Consider the following 21,404-nt stretch of genomic DNA (forward strand, 5'->3'; position numbering starts at 1 on the left):
AGAGGGTCCGACGCCGGAGCCAAAATTGCACTTAAGTGATATCTTGACCCAAAATTAATTCAAATGGATAATGCACTTGAATTCAAAAAAAATCAAACGAATATTGCCCTGAAGAATACTTTTAAACGTAAGGCCAGGGCAACAAAACCCGGTCATCCGGCCACGGCCGATGCCGTCCGCTCACTCGCAAAGGTTAAAACGCTATGACTGCAAGCAACACCGCTGCCCCGGCAAGCCAAACCGCCATTAACAGCGACCTCGCCTCCGCAAAACACTGCCTGGAGCAAGCCCAAAGCGCCGTAAACAAAGCGCTTGGCAGCATAAAATCGCTGTGTAGCACAAGCGGCGAATTTGATAATGCGATCATGGATGACTACCAGCTGGCCAGCTATGACCTGGCGTTCTGCACCGCGGAGCTGAGTGCTGCAGATATCATGCTGAACTACGCCAGCGAAGCCGGCGAACAGGATTCTCTGGCCCCCGAGACCAGCCTCGCCTTCATTGCCGAAGCACTCCACTCCGTGTATTCGCGCCTGATCTCACGCGCGGCAGAACTCAAGCTGAGCCGCAAAGATCTGCTGCAAGCTTTCGGCGAGGACTCACTCAACCAACTACTGGAACGCTATTTGAACGGTTCTGCCGTGGCCGCGCTGGGTGAAGCGATTATGCAGCGCAGCCATGCACGCCTGCCCTCGCTGCTGGACGAAGAGAAGGAAATGGTGAGAGAGGCCTTCTCCCGCTTTGGCGATGATGTGGTTGCCCCACTGGCAGAAGAGATTCATCGTAAAGACTTGGACATTCCCGACAGCATCCTCAAACCTGCCGCCGAACTCGGCTGCTTTGGCACGTCTATCCCCGAGCGTTTTGGCGGCTTGATGCCTGACGATCGCACCGACAGTCTGGGAATGATTGTGGTCACAGAGGAACTGTCACGCGCGTCACTCGGCGCCGCAGGCAGCTTGATCACTCGCCCGGAAATCGCGGCAAAAGCCCTGCTCAGCGGCGGCACCGATGCCCAGCAACAACACTGGCTGCCACGGCTGGCCAGCGGCGAGACCCTGTGCGCGATCTCTATCACCGAACCTAACTTCGGCTCGGATGTGGCCTCGATCTCACTCAAAGCCACCCCGACCGACGGCGGCTGGCTGCTTAACGGCAGCAAGACCTGGTGTACCTTCGCCGGCAAAGCCAACCTGCTGCTCACCCTGGCTCGCAGCAACCCGGATCCCAAGCTGGGCCACAAAGGCCTCAGCCTGTTTCTGGTAGAAAAACCCTCAGACACCGGCCACGAATTCAGCCACCAGCAAGCAAATGGCGGCAAGCTTTCCGGCAAAGCCATCAGCACCATTGGCTACCGCGGCATGCATTCTTTCGACCTGTTTTTTGAAGACTACTTCGTCCCCGCTGACAATCTGATTGGCGGAAAAGACGGCGAAGGCAAGGCGTTCTACTACACCATGGCTGGATTTTCCGGCGGCCGAATTCAAACTGCCGCCCGTGCAACCGGCGTTATGCAAGCGGCCTTCGAGCGCGCGCTGAGCTATGCAGGTGAGCGCAAAGTCTTCGGCAAAGCTATCGGCGAGTACCAGCTAACACGCGTCAAACTGGGCAGAATGCTGGCCACGCTTACGGCATCTCGGCAGTTCAGCTATCAGGTGGCACGCATGATGGACGATGGCAAAGGACAGATGGAAGCCAGCCTGGTGAAACTCTTCAGTTGCCGCGCTGCAGAATGGGTGGCACGGGAAGCCATGCAGATTCACGGCGGCATGGGCTACGCCGAAGAGTCAGCGGTCAGCCGCTATTTTATCGATGCACGTGTGCTGTCAATTTTTGAAGGCGCCGAGGAAACCCTGGCATTGAAAGTGATTGCGAAGGATTTGGTAAAACGCGCTCAGCCATGCTGAGCTGACAGTTGGGACACTGCACTGGGTAAGGCATCACCGACCCAGTGCAGTCTTTTTATTACAGACGCTCGATGATCGTGGCATTCGCCATGCCGCCTGCCTCACACATAGTTTGCAAACCATAGCGCAAGCCGCGATCTTTCAACGCATATATCAGCGTCGTCATTAAACGGGCACCACTGGCTCCCAGTGGATGCCCTACCGCAATCGCCCCACCGTTCACGTTCAACTTTTCGGGATCAGCGTCCATACCCTGCAGCCAGGCCAGAGGAACCGGCGCAAACGCTTCGTTCACCTCATACAGATCGATATCACTGATCGAGAGACCGGCCTTTTTCAGGGCCATTTGCGATGCGGGAATCGGCGCTTCCAGCATAATGACCGGGTCGTGCCCCAATACCGACATCTGATGAACTCGCGCCAGCGGCTGAACACCCAAACGCTTCAGGCCGTTTTCATTCACGACCAACAGCGCAGACGCACCATCGCAAATCTGACTGGCATTGGCCGCACTGATACGACCACCCTCTTGCAGCAGTTTGACACCGCCAATGCTTTCCAGCGTGGAATTGGCACGAATGCCCTCGTCGCTGACATGCTGAACCACACTGCCATCTTCCAGCGTAACTTCCAGAGGGAGAATCTGCTCCGTGAACGCCCCGGCCTCGGTGGCCGCCGCAGCCAACTGGTGACTGCGCAGCGCGAAGCGATCCAGCGTCTCACGGTCAAAGCCGTATTTTTCCGCCAGCATTTCCGCGCCGACAAACTGACTGAAGGGCTTGGGATACCGGGCGTTTAAGCCTGGACTGCGGTAAGTGCCGAAGCCGTGCTTTTCCGCCAGTGTCCAGGGCAGCCCCATGGGCACACGAGTCATGCTTTCCACACCCGCAGCCACCACGACATCCTGAATACCACTCATTACCGACGCCGCCGCAAAATGCAATGACTGCTGCGAAGAACCACATTGACGATCCACCGTGGTGCCGGGAACACTCTCCGGCAGCCCAGCCGCCAGCGCCGCCATACGGCCAATGTTAGCGCCCTGTTCGCCACCCGGGCAGGCACAGCCCATAATGACATCCTCAACCAGCGATGGATCGGCATCCACTTTATCCAACATGCCTTTCACCACCGCGCCGGCGAGATCTACCGGGTGCCAGCCCGCGAGTCGTCCTCCACGGCGACCGCCGGCGCTGCGCGCGGCAGCAACAATATACGCTTGCGACATCTGCTTTTCCTTTTCCTGTTACAGCTTGGGATTGACGCACTCAAGAGAAGAGTGCCAGTATTACGAATATTAACCTGTAGTGCAGAATCCCATTGCCAAAGATTCTTGTCAAGCGTATTATCCTTTTGGATGAAAGTGGCTAAGGGGCCGAAATACGCCACGTTCAGCGCGATCAGGCAAGACAGAGAACCGGCGTCGCATACACGCAGGCCCAAAGATTTGGATGAACACGTAACACCACCACCTAACGAATAATTTTTAACGATTAAACAGTAGGAATAACGATGATCTCCGACGTAAAACTGGGCATCAGCCTGTACAAATTCCCCAACTTCGGGCCGGAAATTGAACCCCTTGTTGAGTACGTGAAGCTGGCCGAGGATATGGGCTTTGAACACGTTCGTCTTCTCGATCATGTCGTCGGCATTGTGGCCGAGCGCCACGGCGGCATCGCACAAACCCCTTACACGGATAAAAGCATCATCCGCGAATGTTTTACGCTGATGGCTTACCTGTCAGCCGTTACCGACAAAATCCGCTTTATGACAGCGGTACTCGGCCTGCCCCAGCGCCAGACAGTTCTGGTCGCCAAACAGGCTGCCGAAGTCGACATTCTGTCTAAAGGTCGCCTGACCATGGGCGTCGCCGTGGGCTACAACCCGCTGGAGTTCGCCGCCATGGGCGAAGATTTTAAAACCCGCGGCAAGCGCTTCGAAGAACAGATCGACGTGATGCGCCGCCTGTGGATCGACCGCGATGTGAGCTACAAAGGTGAATGGCACGAGTTCCAGGACGTGAGCCTGTCGCCCCGCCCCATTCAACGCCCGATTCCCCTGTACTTCGGTATGGGCCGCAAAATTGCGCCGATTCCGCCCGATGTCGTTCTGCGTCGCGTTGGCCGCCTGGCGGATGGCTGGCTGCCCATCTTCGGTCCTGACGCCGAAGGTCAGAAAGCCGTGGACACCGTCTTTGCGGCAGCACGTGAAGCGGGTCGAGATCCCTCTGAGCTGACCATGTGCATGAGCATCGATGTGCCCGATCCGAAAGATCCCTCGTTCATCGACGATATCAAACGCCGCCGCGACTTTGGCGCCTCTCAGATCACTCTCAACCTGCTCGGCACCTCAGCCAGCGAACAGATTGAAAACCTCAGACAGGTTAATGAAACCCTGAACAAACACGGATGAATGCGCTGTGGCAAATGAACTGAATTACCCTGAAATCCGCGAGGCGGTCGCCAAACTCTGCGAGCAATTTCCCGGTGAATACTGGCGTGAACTGGACGAGCGTCACGCCTACCCCACCGAGTTTGTCGACACGCTGACTCAATCTGGCTACCTGTCGGTGATGATTCCCGAAGAGTACGGCGGCTCCGGCCTGCCTCTCGGTGCCGCCTGCGCCATTCTGGAAGAAATCCAGCGTGCCGGCTGCAACGGTGGCGCCTGCCACGCCCAGATGTACACCATGGGTACGCTGCTGCGCCACGGCAGTGAGGAACAGAAACAACGTTATCTGCCCAAAATTGCCACTGGCGAAATCCGCCTTCAGGCTTTTGGGGTGACCGAGCCGACCAGCGGCACCGATACAACCCGCATTCGCACCCAGGCGGTTCGCGATGGCGACGACTATGTGGTGAACGGGCAAAAAGTGTTTATCTCGCGCAGCGAGCACTCCGACCTGATGGTTCTGTTGGTCCGCACGACGCCTCGCGACCAGTGCGCCAAACGCACCGATGGCATGTCGGTCCTGCTGGTGGACATGAATGAAGCTCTGAACAATGGCATGACGATTCGCCCCATCAAAACCATGATGAATCACGCCACGACTGAGCTGTTCTTCGACAATCTCCGCGTACCGGTCAGCAACCGCATCGGGGAGGAAGGCAAAGGCTTTGCCTACATCATTGACGGTATGAACGCCGAGCGTATTCTGATCGCCTCCGAGTGTATCGGCGATGCCCGCTATTTTATCGAGAAAGCCAAACACTATGCCTGCGAGCGCGAGGTGTTCGGCCGCCCCATCGGGCAGAACCAGGGCATTCAGTTTCCCATCGCCCGCGCCCATATCCAGACGGAAGCCGCTGCGGCTGTGCTGGATCAGGCAATCAGCCGCTTTGAGAACGCCCAGCCCTGTGGCTCGGAAGCTAACATGGCCAAGCTGTTGGCCTCGGAAGCGTCCTGGCAGGCTGGCGATACCTGCATCCAGACCCATGGCGGCTACGGCTTTACACAGGAATACGATATTGAGCGCAAGTTCCGGGAGACCCGCCTGTATCAGGTTGCGCCCATATCGACAAACCTGATTCTGTCGCATATCGGCACCCACGAACTCGGCATGCCGAGGTCGTTCTGAGCCGCGCATGACAGACGCGCCTCTCAAAGGCCTATTGGTCGTTTCCCTCGAGCAGGCCGTCGCGGCACCCTACTGCTCCTCGCGCCTGGCAGACGCCGGCGCGAGAGTTATCAAAATTGAACGTGACGATGGCGATTTCGCCCGTCGCTACGATGCCGTTGCCCACGGTGAAAGCGCCTACTTTGTGTGGGTGAATCGCGGCAAAGAATCCCTCTGCCTGGACATTAAACAGCCCGCAGATCAGGCACTGCTGCAACGCATGCTTGATCGCGCCGATGTGTTTATCCAGAATCTCGCGCCCGGCGCCTGCGAACGTGCGGGCTTTGCTCAGGCGCAACTCCGCGCACGCAATCCCCGCTTGATTACGGTAGATATCAGCGGTTATGGCAGCAACGGACCGGCTGCCGAAATGAAAGCATACGACTTGCTGGTACAGTGTGAATCCGGGCTGGCCGCTATCACGGGGGCGCCCCAGGAACCCGGACGGGTGGGCGTTTCGGTCTGCGATATCGCCTGCGGCATGTACGCTCACACCGCGGTACTGCAGGCACTGATACAACGCGGCATCACTGGCGAGGGCCAGCATATTCAGGTCTCGCTGTTCGACGCCATTGCAGACTGGATGACCGTTCCCCTGCTGCATCAGGACTATGCCAATGCGCCGCCGCAGCGGCTTGGCCTGAACCATCCCAGCATTGCCCCCTATGGCGCGTACCGCTGCCTCGGCGGCGAGCAAGTGGTGTTCTCCATCCAAAACGAGCGCGAATGGCTGAGCTTTTGCGAGAATGTACTGCAGCAGTCGGATATCGCCACCCGGCCGGAGTTTCGCTGCAACGAGCAACGTACCGCACACCGGGCCGCACTCGATGCTGTCATCACTCAGGTTTTTGACGCCCTGCCCCGGCACGCGGTTATCGAGCGTCTGAAAGAAGCGCGCATTGCCTATGCCTCGCTGAACAGCGTGGCAGACTTCAGTCAACACAGCCAGTTGCGGCGTATAGCCGTAGAGACCCCATCGGGGCCGGTAGAGATTGTCGCGCCGCCCGCCCAGCAATCCGCCTTCACGCCCACACCCGGGCCAGTGCCCGCCTTGAATGAACACGGGGATGCACTGCGCCGAGAGTTCAGCGAAGCCGCGACATCCGAACGCCGCCAAGGGTAAATGTCAAAATCAAAAAATGCGTGAGGGCCGCCCTCCCGAGAGAGCGGCAATCCCTTACGCTTTCACGAAAGGCAGTCGCTCAGTCGGTTTGCCGGTGATCGCCAACAGCGCATTCGCAACCGCCGGGCCCACCACCGGAGTCCCCGGCTCGCCACAACCTGTGGGATTGTTAGCCGAAGGCACAATATAGGTCTCGACGTGGGGCGCTTCGTTCATCCGCAGCACCCGGTAGTTGTGAAAGTTCTGATTCTGGACCAGGCCTTTGTCCATGTTGACCTCGCCGAACAGACTGTAGGATAGGCCATAGTTAACGCCTCCCTCCATCTGTGCGCGAATCTGGTCAGGCACCACAGCAATGCCACAATCCACCGCCACAACGACGCGTCGCACTACCGGCTCGCCATCGCGCAACTGAACCTCAACTACGTTGGCAACGACGGATCCGAAACACTCGTGCACCGCCAAGCCTCGCGTCCACCCCTCATCCAGCGGTTTTCCCCAGCCAGACTTCTCTTCGACCAGTGCCAGCACACCCAGGTGTCGATCCTGTTTGCCCCGCTGATACAGCTCCCGGCGATAGGCCAGCGGATCGATACCGGCACGCTGCGCCAACTGGTCAATACTGTGCTCCATGGCCATCGCCGTATGAGTGGAACCCACCGAACGTAACCAGAGAATGGGCACTTTGGTATCCGGGGATAACAAGCGGGCATCCACATCGGCAATCGCCGAGAAATAGGGTGAGTGCTGCACCCCTTCCACCGACGTGTGGTCAACGCGGCCTTTTACCGCAGCGGCCAAGGGCGAATTCGCCAGAATCGATGGCGTCACAATGCGATGCTGCCAGGCAGTCGGGTAACCCGCGTCATCGACAGCAACGCGCACCCGATGATGCGCAGGCGCGCGATAAAAGCCCGAGGCCATATCATCTTCCCGGCTCCACACCAGCTTCACCGGCGTGAAATCGCCCAGCTTTTTGGCGATGTGCACCGCCATCAACTGGTAATCGGAATCGGCCACCGACCGGCGTCCAAAGCTGCCGCCACAGGGCAGCGTGACAATTTCCACATCCTCGGCCTTGCCGCCAATGACCTTGGCCACATTTTCCTGATCCATGGTTTGATTCTGGGCGCCGAACGTCAGCCGAGCACGCTTGCCCTGCACCTGTGCCACGCAGTTCATCGGCTCCATGGACGCGTGGGCAAGATAGGGCGAAACGAAGTGAAATTCGGCACTGGCGTCTGACGTGCTCAGCGCCGCCGCCCGCTCGCCTTTTGATTCAAAGGCGCGCCAGGGGCCGGCGTCCGGGTTCTCCAGCAACGTCCGGTAGTCGTCCAGAATCTCATCACTGGAACGCATTTCGGCGTCACTGTCATCCCATTCGACCGTCAGGGCCTTTCGCCCCTTGAAGGCCGCGTGGGTGTTTTTCGCCACCACGGCAACCCCGCCGGGAATGGTAAATACCTGCAACACGCCACGCACTTTGCGGGCGGCGCTGTCATCGACACGTTTAACTGAGCCCCCAAAGCGGGGTGGCTGTGCTACCGCGGCGTAAACCATGCCCGGCAAGCGCACATCCTGAGTGAATGTCTCCTGCCCCGTGGACTTGTCACTGGCATCAAGCCGGTTCAGTTTATCGCTGCCCAGCAGGCGGAACTGATCCGGCGATTTCAGCGTCGGTTCCGCGGGGGGAGTCTGTGCAGCCGCCCCGGCAAGCAGTTCGCCAAAGCGCGCGGAGCGGCCGGATGCCGCATGGCGAACCCGCCCATTCTCAACATCGATACTGTCAGCGCTGACCGACCACTGCTTCGCGGCCGCCTGCACAAACATGGCGCGCGCCGAGGCGCCCACCTTGCGCAACTGCAGCCAGGAATTGCTGATCGTGGTCGAACCGCCGGTAATTTGTTTTTTAATGCGCGTATGGCCGTATACCGTCGGATCTGACGGCGCCATTTCTACCCGGACTTGCGCCCAGTCGGCATCCAACTCTTCCGCCACCAATGCTGCCAAGCCGGTGTGCGCGCCCTGCCCCATTTCTGAATGCTTGGCGATGACGGTCACAAGACTGTCGGCATCAATGCGCAAAAAGGGGCCAAACGCCCCAAACCGTTCGGCATCAGCCTGAGGCGACGCCAAGCCTTGCAGCGGCAGGCTGCCAACCATCAAGGCACCGCCAGTGAGCGAGGCCGCGACCAGGAAACGTCGACGCGAGATCAGCAGCGCATTCTGCTCATTGATAGCCATAGCGTATTCTCCCCGTTATTTCTCGGCAGCAACCAGATCGGCAGCGTCGTGAATCGCTTCGCGAATGCGCTGATAGGTGCCACAACGACAGACGTTACCGGACATCGCCGCGTCAATCTGCTCATCGCTTGGCTGTGGGGTTTTGTCCAGCAGGGCCTTGGCCGCCATGATCTGACCAGACTGACAATAGCCGCACTGCGGCACATTGCGGGCCACCCACGCCTTCTGCAGCGGATGCTCCCCACCCAAACCTTCTATCGTCGTGATTTCTGCACCGACCATGGCCTGCGCAGGCATGACGCAGGCGCGGACCGGGTTGCCATTCATCAGCACCGTACAGGCCCCGCACTGGGCAATGCCGCAACCGAACTTGGTGCCCGTCAGCGCCAACTCGTCGCGCAACACCCACAAAAGCGGCGTATCGTCATCAATGTCGGCAGACAGGGTTTCACCATTGATCTTCAGCTCAATCTGCATAACGGCCTCGCCTTATCGTTGCGTGATCGGTACAGGGCATAACTCACGCATTTACTTGTTCAATGTTGTCAGCATCTCATACAGTGGATCATTGGGCTTGCGCGCACTCAACTGGTCTGCGGGTGCGTCGGCCAGCCCCTGATCCGCCCGGGGGACCACGCGCTCAAAGTCGTGCAGGCCTCGTCGGAAGGCAATCTTCCACTCACCGTTGCGACGCTCGAAACGATCCAGATAGCGGCCCTTCAGGAAGTAATCTTCCTCGTCGCTACCCGCTTTGTTCATTCGACGGTGATGGGCAAAAAACAGGCACTCTGCAATCGCTTTATCACCGTCGATCTCGATCAAGGGGTTGGTAATCAAATGTGTGGTGCTTTTCACCTTGGCGCGGATCGCCTTCATCCCCGCCGTAATAAAGTCATGAGACTTGCCCTTGAAACCGCCGTGCTGGTGATCGGAATCCGCAAAGAAGCAGCCGCGCAGCGCTTCTTCATCCAGGCGGTCCCAGCCACGTGCATACAGATAGAGCACATCGGTAATCTGCTGGCGCGCTTCTGTTTCGCGCTGGTGCGCCAGCAGGCTGTTCAGCACACTGTGCTCGGGGGCGCTCTCCGCTTTTGGCGGCTGTGATCCCGCTCGACTGGACAGCGCGAACAGCCCCAGTGGCAGGGCTAATAAGGCTTTTGTCATCAGCTGACGACGTTTGTTCTCAATCATTATTCTTCTCCCGCCCATCTAAGGGCTAACAAGGGGACTAATGCCAGCGCAAGGTTTACAGAGAACCAGCAGATTTCAAAGCATCGATGTCTTCAGCAGAAACGCCCCAGTCACTCAATGCGCTCTCATTGTGCTCACCGCGCCGCGGCGGTGGCCCCTGAATGGCGCCGGGCGTTGCGGAAAAACGCGGTGCCGGTGCCGGTTGAACCACCCCGTCGATGTCCACGAAGGTTTCGCGGGCCACGTTGTGCGGATGCTTCGGCGCCTCCTCCAGACTTGCCACGGGTGCAAAACAGGCATCGGTCGCATCCAGAATCTCGCACCACTCGGCGCAGCTCTTCTGCGCGATCACCGCCGCCAGCTTTTCCTTCAACTCTGGCCAATCCTCGCGGGACATCTGCTTCTGGAATTGCGGATCGTCGATGCCGGTTTTCTCCAGCATGAGCGCATAGAACTGCGGCTCAATGGGGCCGAGAGAAATCCATTTGCCATCCGCGCACTGGTACACATCATAGAACGGCGCCGCGCCATCCAGTACATTGGCTTCCCGCTCATCCTTCCAGCGACCAGAGCTTTTGAAACCGTAGAACATCGACATCAACGACGCCGCACCATCACTCACTGCGCAATCAATCACCTGACCTTCACCGGTTTCGCGGGCGTGCAGCACACCGGCCAGAATACCCAGCGCCAGATACAGCGAACCACCACCAAAGTCACCGACCACATTCAGAGGGGGAACCGGCTTGTCGCGCCCGCCCATAGCATGCAGCGCACCACTGATGGCGATGTAGTTAATATCGTGTCCAGCGGCCATCGCATAGGGGCCTGTTTGCCCCCAACCGGTCATGCGGCCGTATACCAGGCGGGGATTACGCGCCAATGCAACGTCGGGCCCAAGGCCAATACGCTCCATCACACCGGGACGAAAACCCTCGAAAACCACATCGGCGGTAGCCATCAACGACAGGCACAATTCCACCGACTTGGGATTTTTCAGATCGAGCGCCACTGAGCGACGTCCTCGAAACGTCACGTCGTCAGAGCCGCCAGGAGCGCCACCCTTGCGGTCGATGCGAATGACATCAGCGCCGAGATCGGACAATAGCATGCCGCAAAACGGGCCGGGGCCAATCCCCGCAAACTCGATGATTTTCAATCCCTTAAGCGGACCTTGTGACATAACACTTAAACCTTAAATTGCGTCGCTGATAAGCAGCCCTGCCCGCCTGAGAACAGGCAGGGCTGCAGTCATGTTTTATTTCTTTTCTTTGGGACGGTTGGCGTCTGCCATCGCTTTGGCATCCAGGCCGTTTACCAGATTGCCGCTGAGCAGCTGATTGTGGGCGTGGGCCAGGTGATGCATGTGGAAAACACCATCCATCGACGTGCGCTTGCCACGCAGGTCTTCCACAAAATTAATCGCCTGCTTGGTCAATGCCAGACCAAAGCGCGAACGTTCAGCCAACTCATCAGCCATTTCCACGACATTGGCTTTCAGCTCATCGCGAGGAACTACCGCGTTAACCATGCCATACATATAGGCACGATCCGCAGGCATGCGGCGACCCAGCATCAGGAACTCGCGGGCAATGCGCGGCGGCAGCTCAAAGGCGTGGGCAAAATACTCCACGCCCGGCACACCCATACGCACCACCGGGTCCTGAAAGAACGCGTCTTCCGACGCCACGATCAGGTCACAGGCCCAGGCCAGCATCAGACCACCCGCGACACAGGCGCCCTGCACCATGGCGATGGTGGGCTTGGGAATTTCCTGCCAGCGACGACAGAAACCGAGGTAGGCATCCTGCTCCAGTACGTACTGCAGCTCGGCACCGGGCTTGTCGACGTGGTCGTACCACAGTGTCTTGCGCTCACGCGGCATCATGCGGTCGCGGTCTGGCGTACCAATATCGTGACCCGCAGAGAAGTGCTTGCCTTCGCCGCCCAGCACAATCACCTTCACTTCCTCGTCTTCCACTGCCCGCTTGAAGCAGTCATCCAACTGATTCAGCAAGCGGTAGTTCTGGGCATTGCTGTATTCGGGCCGGTTCAACATGATCCAGGCCGTCGTCCCCTTCACTTCGTAGCTGACGAATTCCGGCGTGGTGTCCGCGCCTGCCGTGTTTTCCGTATTCTGATCTGTGGTCGCCATATCGATAACCTATCTGTAATGAGTAAAACCGCCGCGATCAGCGCGGCGCCATGCGAATTGCGCCGTCCAAACGTACGTCTTCGCCATTGAAGTAGCTGTTGGTCACCATGCAGACAGCGAGCTGCGCGAATTCCTGCGGCGCGCCAAAGCGCTTGGGAAACGGCACGCCCTGCGCCAGGCTTTCTTTGACATTGTCTGGCGCACGACTCATCAGCGGCGTATCGAAAATGCCGGGCAGTATGGTGTTAACGCGAATACCGTCGTTCATCAGGTCGCGAGCGACCGGCAGCGTCAAACTGACCACGCCACCTTTAGACGCGGCATACGCCGCCTGACCGATCTGGCCGTCTTCAGCCGCCGCACTGGAGGTATTGATGATCACGCCGCGCTCGCCATCTTCCATCGGCTCCAGATCGAGCATGCCCTGTGCAGCATTGGCGATACAGCGGAAGGTGCCCACCAGGTTGATCTGGATAATGCTGTTGAACAGATCCATCGGGAATCGCTTGGTTTCACCGGTGTTGCGATCGCGGCTCGCGGTTTTCACGGATTTACCGGTACCCGCACAGTTAACCAGAATGCGCTCCTGACCGTGGGCCGCGCGCGCTTTCTCAAACCCTGCAACGACATCGTCATCAGAGGTGACATTCACCTGACAGAACACTCCGCCAATTTCGGCAGCGACCTGTTCGCCGCGCTCGGCATTCATATCGAACAGCGCGACCTTCACGCCCTCCGCACTCAATGCGCGGGCCACTGCCTCACCCAACCCTGAGGCACCACCTGTGACCACTGCAGCCACTGAACTATCAAGCTTCATATCTCTCCCCTCGCAACGCGATGTTTCTCTTACCACCGGCAACGCTGCGCAATGTAATAAACAGATCTTTTTCAGACGCCCACCAGAGCCCCTGAACAACAGGAGCTATTTTTATCTCAAAAGCCCTCGCTATTGCAATACGAATTTTACATATAAGTGCAAATTTGTTCTTGACGTCAGATTGCTGCTTTTGCTAATTTCATCCAAGCGCTTTAATCCGGGCAGCGCCCTGCATGTCGCAAAGCGCGCCCCACTACTAAAGATAAAGAGTATGGATAACGAGACCTTTGAATTGCTGCGCACCACCGTGCGCCGGTTTGTGGATAACACCCTGATTCCCGCTGAAAACCGACTGGAAGAAGAAAACGATATTCCCGAGGAAATCATTCAGGCCATGCGTGAGCTGGGGCTGTTTGGCCTCTCTATTCCGGAAGAATACGGCGGCATCGGCCTGACCATGTCTGAAGAAGCGCAGATTATTCGCGAACTCACTCGCGCATCGATCGTTTTCCGCTCATTGATTGGCACCACCGTCGGCATTGGCTCGCAAGGCATCATGATGGATGGCAGTGAAGAGCAGAAACGCGAGTGGCTGCCCAGACTGGCAACCGGCGAAGCCATCTCCAGCTTTGCGCTTACCGAGCCTGAAGCCGGCTCTGACGCCGCGTCACTGAAAACGGTCGCCGTTAAAGATGGCGACGTCTACCGTATCAGCGGCACCAAGCGCTTTATCACTAATGCTCAGCGCGCAGCGGTCTTCACCGTGATGGCCCGCACTGAAAAAGATGTGCCCGGCGCGGGTGGCATTTCCGCCTTTGTTGTCCCCGCGAATACGCCCGGCATCAGCTTTGGCAAGGTCGACAAGAAGATGGGGCAACACGGCTCCAAAACCTGTGACGTGATCTTCGATAACTGCGAAGTGCCCGCCTCGGCCATTATCGGCGGTGTCCCCGGACAGGGTTTCAAAACCGCGATGAAAGTGTTGGACCGCGGCCGTATTCATATCGCCGCCGTCGCCCTGGGCATGTGCGATCGCCTGATCCACGAAAGTCTGAGCTACGCCACCGAGCGCAAGCAGTTCGGCCAGCCCATCGCGCAATTCCAGCTGATTCAGGCCATGCTGGCCGACAGTCAGACCGAGCGTCTTGCTATCGAATCCATGTTGACCTCCGTGGCGGCCCGATTCGATGCCCGCGAGAAAGTCAGCATGGACGCCTCCTGCCTCAAATACTTTGCCACCGAGGCGGTCGGCCGCGTTGCTGATCGCGCGGTACAGATTCTCGGCGGGTCCGGTTATATGGCGGAATACAAGGTGGAGCGCTTCTACCGGGATGTGCGCCTGCTGCGCATTTACGAAGGCACCTCGCAGATTCAACAGATGATCATTGCCAAAACCATGATCCGCAATGCCGCTGATCAGGCCTAACTGGCACGGATTTCAGGAGTAACGAGTATGAAAGGCTCACAGGTCGCTATTGTCGGCGTAGGCGAAACGCCCTACGTTCGCGCCAGCGAGGCCACCCCCATAGAAATGCTGGCGGCAGCCTCCCGTCAGGCCATTGCCGATGCCGGACTCAAGATATCGGATATCGACGGTGTGATTGGCAATCGCATGAACCACTCCACCGACGACCTTTGCTTTAATCTGGGCGTTACGCAGCACGTGTTCACCGCCACTACCGATGTCGCTGGTGGCACGGCCACCACCGGCTCCGCGGTCATGCTGGCACAGCTTGCGGTTGAGGCCGGACTGGCCAACTACGTACTCGTCCCTTACGGGATTTCCTGCTCCGCGCCCGGCGGCCCCTATATGTTCCACGGTCGCGAACCCTTGAAAGCCGACCTGGAAATGCCATTGGGCTACTACGGTCAGCCCTCCTACTTCGCCGCGATGGCCAATCGCTATCGCCACGAGTTTGGCCTGACCGAAGAAGAGCTTGCCTCGGTGGCGCTGACCTTCCGTCGCTGGGCCACCATGAACCCCAACGCACAGAAACAGTCACCGATGGATTTTGAGGGCTATCAGAAAAGCCCGATGATTTCCTCGCCCCTGCGCGCCGCTGACTGCTGCCTGATGACTGACGGTGCCGGCGCCTACATCGTTACCAGCACCGAGCGTGCCCGCGACCTGAAGCAGCCTCCCATTAATGTTGCTGCGGTCGCCATGCACAGTAATCCCTGGCCACAGTCCATGGTGCTGACCCAGAACCCCGACCTGCTGGAACTGCCCGGTCGCGGCTCGGCGGCCAAAGCCTATGCCATGGCCGGAATGAGCGCCAAGGATCTCGATCTGGCGCAGGTTTATGACTGCTTCGCCATTTCCGCCATTCTGCAAACCGAGATGCTGGGCATCTGCGAGCGTGGCGAAGGCGCCAAATTCTTCCATGCGGGACATGCCATGCCCGGCGGTAAGTTGCCGATCAACACCAGCGGCGGGCATATGTCCGGCGGCTATGTGCCCGGCATCAACCTGCTGATTGAAGCGGTTCGTCAACTCCGCCATGAACGCGGTGAGGCCCAGGTGCCGGACGCCAAGGTATGCGCCGTCGCCGGTCTGGGCGGCAACTCCCACTCCACCACTATTCTGACGAGGGCTTAACATGGGCATTCCCGTTTTTCCCCCGCGTTTCGACAGCGATCTTCTCAAGCCCTTCTACGACGGCCTGGCCCAGGGAGAACTGCGCCTGAGTGCCTGTTCGGAATGTGGCAAGTTTCACTGGTACCCCCCGGAAGTTCTGCCCTGCCATCCAGAGGCGGAGCTGGTGTGGAAGCCGGTTTCAACCGAGGGCGTGGTGTATACCTTCACCACCATCGAGCGCAGCCTTTTGCCGGGCGATCACCGCGACGAAGTGCCGTTTACGGTAGTTCTGGTCGCATCAAAGGATACCCCCCACTTACGGGTCCCCGGTCTTTTTATCAGCGACGACGGCAGCGAGCCGCAGTGCGACATGTCTGTTCGCCTGCGCCCCGTGCAGATTGGTGACTACTGGCTACCGGCCTTTGAACCCATTGCAGCCTGAGACATTCCATCGCGCCGTTTGGCTCTGCCGCGGCGCGACGACATACCGATAACAGGAGATAACACCATGCAAGGCCCACTGGAAGGACTCACCGTCCTGGAAATTTCCAATGTCATGCCCGGCAGCATCGCCGGTGTCTTGCTGGCCGACCACGGCGCCAACGTCATCAAGATTGAGCCCCATGGCGGCAACCACTTTGCTCACGAACTGGTGCGCAAAGGCTGGGACCGTAACAAGAAAAGCATTGAGCTGGATCTGCACAAGCCCGAGGAACTGGAGAAAATTAAGGCGCTGGCCGCCTCGGCAGATGTGCTGATCCACTCGCTGGAAGCCCCCGAAGCCGCCGCGCTTGGTCTGAACGCTGAAAGCCTGTCAGCCGGCAACCCGGAACTGATTGTTTGCGGACTCACCGCCTACGGCCAGGACACCCCTTTCAAAGACCGCCCCTACGGCGAATCGCTGGTCGCTGCCCGCCTCGGCGGCATGCTGGAAAAAGGCAGTCCCTACCGCGACGGTCCGCTGTATATGGGCCACCCAGCCCTGCATTACGGCCAGGCCTTTCTCGCGGTTATCGACATTCTCGCCGCACTGCGTGCCCGTCATGAATCCGGCATCGGCCAGGACGTGGAAGCTTCATTGTTTGATTCCTTCCTCGCCCAGTCGCCGATGAACTGGTGGTGGCACCCGGAAGGCATTTCCTATATCAAGCGTCCCGCCAAAGCCAGTAAAACCGGCACGCCCTTCGGCCACACCCGTCTGGTCACCACCAAGTTCCAGTGTGCCGACGGCGAATACCTGCAAATGCACACCGGCGGTGTAGGCTCGTTCAAGCGCGCCATGGATATTCTCGGCTTCGGTGATCGCGTTCAAGCCATTGACGGTCCGGAAATGGCCGTGCCGCTCAGTGACGATGAGTATCAGATTGCCCGCGTGGAAATCTACGACGCCTTTAAGAAAAAGCCCCGCGCCGAATGGCTGAAGCTGTTCCACGAGGCCGATATTGCTTCGCTGCCCGTGCTGCGCCCGGCCGAAGTCCTGCTTGATGAGCAGGTGGAATTCCTCGAACAGCGCGTCGAAATTCCCGATGAAGACTTCGGCACGATCCATCAGGCGGGTCCGGCTATTCGCTTCCGCCGCGCCGGTGGTGCCAGCATCAAACCGGCCCCCAAAGTCGGTCAGCACAACGCCGAGCTTGACGCGCTGCTGCAACAGCCAGGCAAACCCTCCAGTAACAGCAAGGGCAAGCCGCTCAGCCACGCCCTGGAAGGCATTCGCATTCTCGACCTCAGCTCCTTCTTCGCCTGTGGCTATGCTGGCAAGCTGATGTCAGACATGGGCGCCGATGTAATCAAGATCGAAACGCCATCCGGCGACCAGATGCGTCCGCTGCCCGACCCGTTTGAAGGCTGTCAGCGTGGCAAGCGCGATATCGTCGTCAACCTGAAAACCGCAGAAGGTCTGGAAATCGTCAGAAAACTGGTCGCCACCGCCGACGTGGTGATGCACAACATGCGTCCCGGCAAAGCCGACAAACTCGGCATTGGCTACGAGGCCCTGACCGAAATCAAACCCGATTTGATCTACGCCTACCTGCCCGGCTACGGCTCCACCGGCCCCAAGTCCAAACTGAAAAGCTTCGCCCCGCTGATCAGCGGCTTCTGCGGCCTGCTGTACGAAGGCGCTGGCGAGGGGAACGATCCGATCCCCAGCGTTTACGGCAACGAGGACTACAACAACGGTTTCCTTGGCGCGGTCGGCGTCCTGATGGCCCTGCAAAACCGTGCGAAGACCGGCAAAGGCGATTATCTGGAATGCCCACAGGTACATTCCAGCCTGTTCACCACCTCTGAGCACTTCCTGAATGCCAACCGCGAGACCGTCTACGGCCTGCGCATGGACAAGGACCAGATGGGCTTCAACGCGCTCGATCGCCTCTACCAGACCGCTGACGACCGCTGGATCTGTATTGCCAGCACCTCTGACGCGCACTTTGCCGGGCTGTGCAAAGGTATTGGTCAGGCCGAACTGGCCCACGATCCGCGCTTTGCCACCGCCAAGGCCCGTTCACAGAACGACGCCCAACTGCTGGACATTCTGCAACCCTACTTCGCCGCCCATAGCGCAGAGGACGCCTTCCAGGCGCTGGACGCCGCCGGAGCCGCGATTGAAATCGCAGCGGACGACCACTGGCTGCCCGACTTCCTCGAAAAAGCCGAGTGGGCAGAAACCCATGGTCACGTGTTTGATCAGCCCACGTCGATGTATGGCCATATTCGCGAAGTCGGCATTGTGAACCGCCTGTCGAAAACCCCGGCAGTCCGCAAAGGTCCTGCCCCGCAATTCGGCGGCCACACTCGCGAGATACTGGCTGAGCTGGGCTACAGCAGCGAGCAGATCGACAGCCTGATTTCCGGCAAGCAAGTGCTGTCGGTGTAACGAGTTATTGGAGAAAGACGAAACATGCGGGCTCTTGACGATATTTTTGTACTGGACCTCAGCCGTGTACTGGCGGGTCCCTGGGCAACCCAGATTCTCGCCGATCTGGGCGCCACCGTGGTGAAGGTAGAGAAGCCCGGCGAGGGTGACGACACCCGCCGCTGGGGGCCTCCTTTCCTGAATGATCCGGAAACCGGTGAACCCGCCGATGCCGCGTATTACCTGTCCGCCAACCGCGGCAAACGCTCCATCACGGTTGACCTTGCCTCGGAAGAAGGCCAGGAAATCATCCGCAAACTGGCAGCCAAGGCCGACGTACTGGTAGAAAACTACAAGCTGGGTGGCCTGAAGAAGTACGGTCTGGACTACGACAGCCTGAAGGAAATCAACCCGCGGCTGGTGTACTGCTCCATTACGGGCTTTGGTCAGGACGGCCCCTACGCCCCGCGTGCAGGCTATGACTTCCTGATTCAGGCCATGGGCGGCATGATGAGCGTAACTGGTGAGCGCGATGACCTGCCTGGCGGTGGCCCTCAGAAAGCCGGGGTAGCTTTTGCCGATATTAGTTCGGGCCTGTATGCAGCCATTGCCATCTTGGGCGCACTGAACCAACGCCATCGCAGCAACAAAGGCCAGTATATTGATATTGCCCTGCTCGATGTGCAGGTGTTCAACATGGCGAATCAGGCGCTCGCCTATATGGTCAGTGGCGAATCACCCAAGCGCATGGGCAATGGCCACGCGGTCGTGGTGCCCTACCAGAGTTTCCCGACCTCCAACGGTCACGTCATCATCGCCACTGGCAACGACAACCAGTATCGCAAACTGATGGATGTGCTCGGCCGTTCCGACTTATCCGACGACCCGCGCTTTGCCAAGATGTCGGGCCGGGTGAAAAACCGCCACGAACTGATTCCGCTGATCGAAGCCGAGACCCGCAAGCTGAGCAGCGCCGAGCTGTACGAAAAGCTTGAAGCTGTCTCGGTGCCCTGCGGCCCGATCAACACATTGGAAGAAGTGTTTAAAGATCCCCAGGTCATTCACCGCCAGATTCGCAAAGACCTGCCCCATTCCCAGCAAGGCACCGTACCCGGTATGGCGACACCACTGCGCCTGTCCGATTCGCCGACACCCTACGATCGTGGGCCACCGGTACTCGGCGAAAACACCGACGAAGTGCTTCAGGAGATGCTGGGACTGGACAGCGATGCGCTATCTGAACTGCGGGAACGACAAGTGATTTAACCGAGGAGGCTCAACACCATCCGAGCTGAGGCTCCATAGCTGTTAATAATAAGGAGAAGCTATGCCATCACTGAAAATCCAAGCCGACACAGAAAAGTGCCAGGGGCATGCGCGTTGCTACGCCATCGCCCCGGAACTGTTTGCACTTGATGAAGAAGGCTATATCGGCTTTGACGAAAAGATCATTGCCAGCGACCAGGAGCAAACCGTACGACAGGGAATTCGCGCGTGCCCCGAACATGCACTGCGTATGAGAAAAGGAGAAGAATAATGCTCACCAACGCTGAAATCCCCTCACACGTTCCACAGGATCTCGTCAGCAGTTTCAATTTCTGGACAGCCAAAGACATGGCCCCCACCCCTGGTGGCGACCCCCATCTGTCGCTGTCGGCGCTGCGTAAGGGGCCACGCATTTTCTATTCACCCAATAACACCCGCGACGGCCAGGGCACATGGGTACTGACCAGTATCGACGATATGCGCACTGTGCTGCGCGATACCGAGACGTTTTCCAGCCACCGCAGTATTTTCGCCAGCGCATTGGGTGAGAACTGGCCGCTGATTCCACTGGAAATCGATCCACCGGACCACTCCACCTTCCGCAAGCTGCTCAACCCGCTGTTTTCACCCCAGCGAATGGAAAAGCTGGAAGCTCAGGTACGTCAGCGGGCCATAGACCTCATTGAATCGTTCAAAGACAAAGGGTCTTGCGAGGTGATGAGCGAATTTGCCTTCCCCTACGCGGTCAGTATTTTCCTGGAGTTTCTCGGCCTGCCCAAAGAGCGCATGAAAGAGTTTCTCGGCTGGGCGACCAACCTGCTGCATCCCGCAACGCCCCAGCATCGCACCGATGCCGCCATGGAGGTGATCGCCTACCTCGACGATCTGGCCAAGCTACGCCGCAGCACGCCTGCCGATGACTTTATGAGCTTTGTGGTCGACGCCGAGGTCGATGGACGTCGCCTCAGCGATAAAGAAGTGCGCGGCATTGCCGTGCTGGTGTTTATCGCGGGCCTGGACACCGTTGCAGCGGGCATTGGTTTCGACCTCAGCCATCTTGCGCGACACCAGGACGACCAGCAGACCCTTCGGGAAAAGCCGGAGATGATTCCCAATGCCGTAGAAGAGCTATTGCGCGCCTATTCCACTGTGCAGATGGTGCGCGTGGCAAAGCAAGACACCGAGCTGGCCGGGGTACAGATCAAAGCGGGAGATCTCATCACTTGCGCGTCGCAAATCGCCAACCGCGACCCCAATGAATTTCCCGACCCGGACAAGATCGACTTTGAACGCAACGCCAACCGACATATGGCCTTCGCCTACGGGGTTCACCGCTGCCTGGGGTCTCACCTCGCCCGCCGGGAGCTGGTTGCCTCACTCGAGGAGTGGATGAAGCGTATCCCGCCATTCCGTGTAAAAAACGGCACTGAACCCGTTGCCCACGGCGGCTTTGTATTCGGCGTGCAATCTCTGGAAATTTCCTGGGACTAATGTTTCCTGTGACTCATATTTCCTGAGACTAACATTTCCCAAGACTACAATTACCAGGACTAAGTACAACCGCGTCACGTACCGACCTTGTCGGTGCGTGACTCGCGCCTCTCCGTCCAGTTATATTCTGTTCTGCCTGCTCCCTTCCCTGCG

Annotated in this window: 18 protein-coding genes; 11 read left to right on the forward strand and 7 right to left on the reverse strand. The window is 58.5% G+C overall.

Annotation, left to right across the window (positions count from 1 at the left end; translation table 11 throughout):
* Window positions 1-203 precede the first annotated feature (203 nt).
* Window positions 204-1,907 carry an acyl-CoA dehydrogenase family protein gene (locus G411_RS0101055; RefSeq protein ID WP_022957312.1) on the forward strand — a complete coding sequence of 568 codons (1,704 nt, stop codon included), beginning with the start codon at window positions 204-206 and terminating at the stop codon, window positions 1,905-1,907.
* Between the two features lie 58 nt (window positions 1,908-1,965).
* On the opposite strand, the gene G411_RS0101060 is transcribed toward G411_RS0101055, so the two are convergent.
* Complete coding sequence (locus G411_RS0101060; protein WP_022957313.1) at window positions 1,966-3,135, reverse strand: acetyl-CoA C-acetyltransferase; 1,170 nt, start codon at window positions 3,133-3,135, stop codon at window positions 1,966-1,968.
* Window positions 3,136-3,419: 284 nt separating this feature from the next.
* Between G411_RS0101060 and G411_RS18840 the strand changes: the two genes are divergently transcribed.
* Genes G411_RS18840 through G411_RS18845 form a run of 3 tightly spaced genes read left to right on the forward strand, consistent with a single transcriptional unit; the run spans window position 3,420 to window position 6,649 of the window.
* Complete coding sequence (locus tag G411_RS18840) at window positions 3,420-4,322, forward strand: LLM class F420-dependent oxidoreductase (protein ID WP_022957314.1); 903 nt, start codon at window positions 3,420-3,422, stop codon at window positions 4,320-4,322.
* A gap of 7 nt (window positions 4,323-4,329) precedes the next feature.
* Window positions 4,330-5,487 (forward strand): acyl-CoA dehydrogenase family protein, encoded by a 1,158-nt coding sequence (locus G411_RS0101070; protein ID WP_022957315.1) that lies wholly within the window; start codon window positions 4,330-4,332, stop codon window positions 5,485-5,487.
* Window positions 5,488-5,494: 7 nt separating this feature from the next.
* Window positions 5,495-6,649, forward strand: a complete 1,155-nt coding sequence (locus tag G411_RS18845; RefSeq protein ID WP_022957316.1) for a CaiB/BaiF CoA transferase family protein — start codon at window positions 5,495-5,497, stop codon at window positions 6,647-6,649.
* 54 nt (window positions 6,650-6,703) lie between these two features.
* Here G411_RS18845 and G411_RS0101080 read toward each other — a convergent pair whose 3' ends face one another.
* From G411_RS0101080 to G411_RS0101105, 6 genes are all read right to left on the reverse strand, one after another.
* Window positions 6,704-8,893 carry a xanthine dehydrogenase family protein molybdopterin-binding subunit gene (locus G411_RS0101080; RefSeq protein WP_022957317.1) on the reverse strand — a complete coding sequence of 730 codons (2,190 nt, stop codon included), beginning with the start codon at window positions 8,891-8,893 and terminating at the stop codon, window positions 6,704-6,706.
* A 15-nt stretch (window positions 8,894-8,908) separates the two neighbouring features.
* Window positions 8,909-9,370 carry a (2Fe-2S)-binding protein gene (locus G411_RS18850; RefSeq protein ID WP_022957318.1) on the reverse strand — a complete coding sequence of 154 codons (462 nt, stop codon included), beginning with the start codon at window positions 9,368-9,370 and terminating at the stop codon, window positions 8,909-8,911.
* A 51-nt stretch (window positions 9,371-9,421) separates the two neighbouring features.
* Window positions 9,422-10,084, reverse strand: coding sequence for a nuclear transport factor 2 family protein (locus G411_RS0101090; protein WP_022957319.1), 663 nt, complete (start codon window positions 10,082-10,084; stop codon window positions 9,422-9,424).
* 55 nt (window positions 10,085-10,139) lie between these two features.
* Window positions 10,140-11,267: a CaiB/BaiF CoA transferase family protein gene (locus G411_RS0101095; protein WP_022957320.1), complete on the reverse strand. Its 1,128-nt coding sequence runs from the start codon at window positions 11,265-11,267 to the stop codon at window positions 10,140-10,142.
* Between the two features lie 75 nt (window positions 11,268-11,342).
* Window positions 11,343-12,239 (reverse strand): enoyl-CoA hydratase, encoded by an 897-nt coding sequence (locus G411_RS18855; protein ID WP_022957321.1) that lies wholly within the window; start codon window positions 12,237-12,239, stop codon window positions 11,343-11,345.
* 37 nt (window positions 12,240-12,276) lie between these two features.
* Window positions 12,277-13,059: an SDR family NAD(P)-dependent oxidoreductase gene (locus G411_RS0101105; protein WP_022957322.1), complete on the reverse strand. Its 783-nt coding sequence runs from the start codon at window positions 13,057-13,059 to the stop codon at window positions 12,277-12,279.
* A 271-nt stretch (window positions 13,060-13,330) separates the two neighbouring features.
* Here G411_RS0101105 and G411_RS0101110 point away from each other — a divergent pair, with 271 nt between their 5' ends.
* The 7 genes from G411_RS0101110 to G411_RS0101140 all read left to right on the forward strand — a co-directional run bounded on the left by G411_RS0101110 (window position 13,331) and on the right by G411_RS0101140 (window position 21,251).
* Complete coding sequence (locus G411_RS0101110; protein ID WP_022957323.1) at window positions 13,331-14,485, forward strand: acyl-CoA dehydrogenase family protein; 1,155 nt, start codon at window positions 13,331-13,333, stop codon at window positions 14,483-14,485.
* A gap of 27 nt (window positions 14,486-14,512) precedes the next feature.
* Complete coding sequence (locus G411_RS0101115; protein WP_022957324.1) at window positions 14,513-15,658, forward strand: thiolase family protein; 1,146 nt, start codon at window positions 14,513-14,515, stop codon at window positions 15,656-15,658.
* Window position 15,659: 1 nt separating this feature from the next.
* Entirely contained in the window at window positions 15,660-16,079 is a 420-nt protein-coding gene (locus G411_RS0101120; protein ID WP_022957325.1) for a Zn-ribbon domain-containing OB-fold protein, read from the forward strand.
* A 66-nt stretch (window positions 16,080-16,145) separates the two neighbouring features.
* Complete coding sequence (locus tag G411_RS18860) at window positions 16,146-18,515, forward strand: CaiB/BaiF CoA transferase family protein (protein ID WP_022957326.1); 2,370 nt, start codon at window positions 16,146-16,148, stop codon at window positions 18,513-18,515.
* Between the two features lie 24 nt (window positions 18,516-18,539).
* Window positions 18,540-19,760, forward strand: coding sequence for a CaiB/BaiF CoA transferase family protein (locus G411_RS0101130; RefSeq protein WP_022957327.1), 1,221 nt, complete (start codon window positions 18,540-18,542; stop codon window positions 19,758-19,760).
* Window positions 19,761-19,821: 61 nt separating this feature from the next.
* Window positions 19,822-20,031, forward strand: a complete 210-nt coding sequence (locus G411_RS0101135) for a ferredoxin (RefSeq protein ID WP_051151222.1) — start codon at window positions 19,822-19,824, stop codon at window positions 20,029-20,031.
* Window positions 20,031-21,251, forward strand: a complete 1,221-nt coding sequence (locus G411_RS0101140) for a cytochrome P450 (protein ID WP_028968031.1) — start codon at window positions 20,031-20,033, stop codon at window positions 21,249-21,251. Before G411_RS0101135 ends, G411_RS0101140 begins: the two co-directional genes overlap by 1 nt.
* Window positions 21,252-21,404 lie beyond the last annotated feature (153 nt).

The organism is Spongiibacter tropicus DSM 19543, from assembly GCF_000420325.1.
GTDB classification, from domain to species: Bacteria; Pseudomonadota; Gammaproteobacteria; order Pseudomonadales; family Spongiibacteraceae; genus Spongiibacter; species Spongiibacter tropicus.

Excerpts from the sequence above, each read along its gene's own strand:
- G411_RS0101055 (WP_022957312.1), top strand. The coding sequence starts at position 204 with ATGACTGCAAGCAACACCGCTGCCCCGGCAAGCCAAACCGCCATTAAC.
- G411_RS0101060 (WP_022957313.1), bottom strand. The coding sequence starts at position 3,135 with ATGTCGCAAGCGTATATTGTTGCTGCCGCGCGCAGCGCCGGCGGTCGC.
- G411_RS18840 (WP_022957314.1), top strand. The coding sequence starts at position 3,420 with ATGATCTCCGACGTAAAACTGGGCATCAGCCTGTACAAATTCCCCAAC.
- G411_RS18845 (WP_022957316.1), top strand. The coding sequence starts at position 5,495 with ATGACAGACGCGCCTCTCAAAGGCCTATTGGTCGTTTCCCTCGAGCAG.
- G411_RS0101080 (WP_022957317.1), bottom strand. The coding sequence starts at position 8,893 with ATGGCTATCAATGAGCAGAATGCGCTGCTGATCTCGCGTCGACGTTTC.
- G411_RS18850 (WP_022957318.1), bottom strand. The coding sequence starts at position 9,370 with ATGCAGATTGAGCTGAAGATCAATGGTGAAACCCTGTCTGCCGACATT.
- G411_RS0101090 (WP_022957319.1), bottom strand. The coding sequence starts at position 10,084 with ATGATTGAGAACAAACGTCGTCAGCTGATGACAAAAGCCTTATTAGCC.
- G411_RS0101095 (WP_022957320.1), bottom strand. The coding sequence starts at position 11,267 with ATGTCACAAGGTCCGCTTAAGGGATTGAAAATCATCGAGTTTGCGGGG.
- G411_RS18855 (WP_022957321.1), bottom strand. The coding sequence starts at position 12,239 with ATGGCGACCACAGATCAGAATACGGAAAACACGGCAGGCGCGGACACC.
- G411_RS0101105 (WP_022957322.1), bottom strand. The coding sequence starts at position 13,059 with ATGAAGCTTGATAGTTCAGTGGCTGCAGTGGTCACAGGTGGTGCCTCA.
- G411_RS0101110 (WP_022957323.1), top strand. The coding sequence starts at position 13,331 with ATGGATAACGAGACCTTTGAATTGCTGCGCACCACCGTGCGCCGGTTT.
- G411_RS0101115 (WP_022957324.1), top strand. The coding sequence starts at position 14,513 with ATGAAAGGCTCACAGGTCGCTATTGTCGGCGTAGGCGAAACGCCCTAC.
- G411_RS0101120 (WP_022957325.1), top strand. The coding sequence starts at position 15,660 with ATGGGCATTCCCGTTTTTCCCCCGCGTTTCGACAGCGATCTTCTCAAG.
- G411_RS18860 (WP_022957326.1), top strand. The coding sequence starts at position 16,146 with ATGCAAGGCCCACTGGAAGGACTCACCGTCCTGGAAATTTCCAATGTC.
- G411_RS0101130 (WP_022957327.1), top strand. The coding sequence starts at position 18,540 with ATGCGGGCTCTTGACGATATTTTTGTACTGGACCTCAGCCGTGTACTG.
- G411_RS0101135 (WP_051151222.1), top strand. The coding sequence starts at position 19,822 with ATGCCATCACTGAAAATCCAAGCCGACACAGAAAAGTGCCAGGGGCAT.
- G411_RS0101140 (WP_028968031.1), top strand. The coding sequence starts at position 20,031 with ATGCTCACCAACGCTGAAATCCCCTCACACGTTCCACAGGATCTCGTC.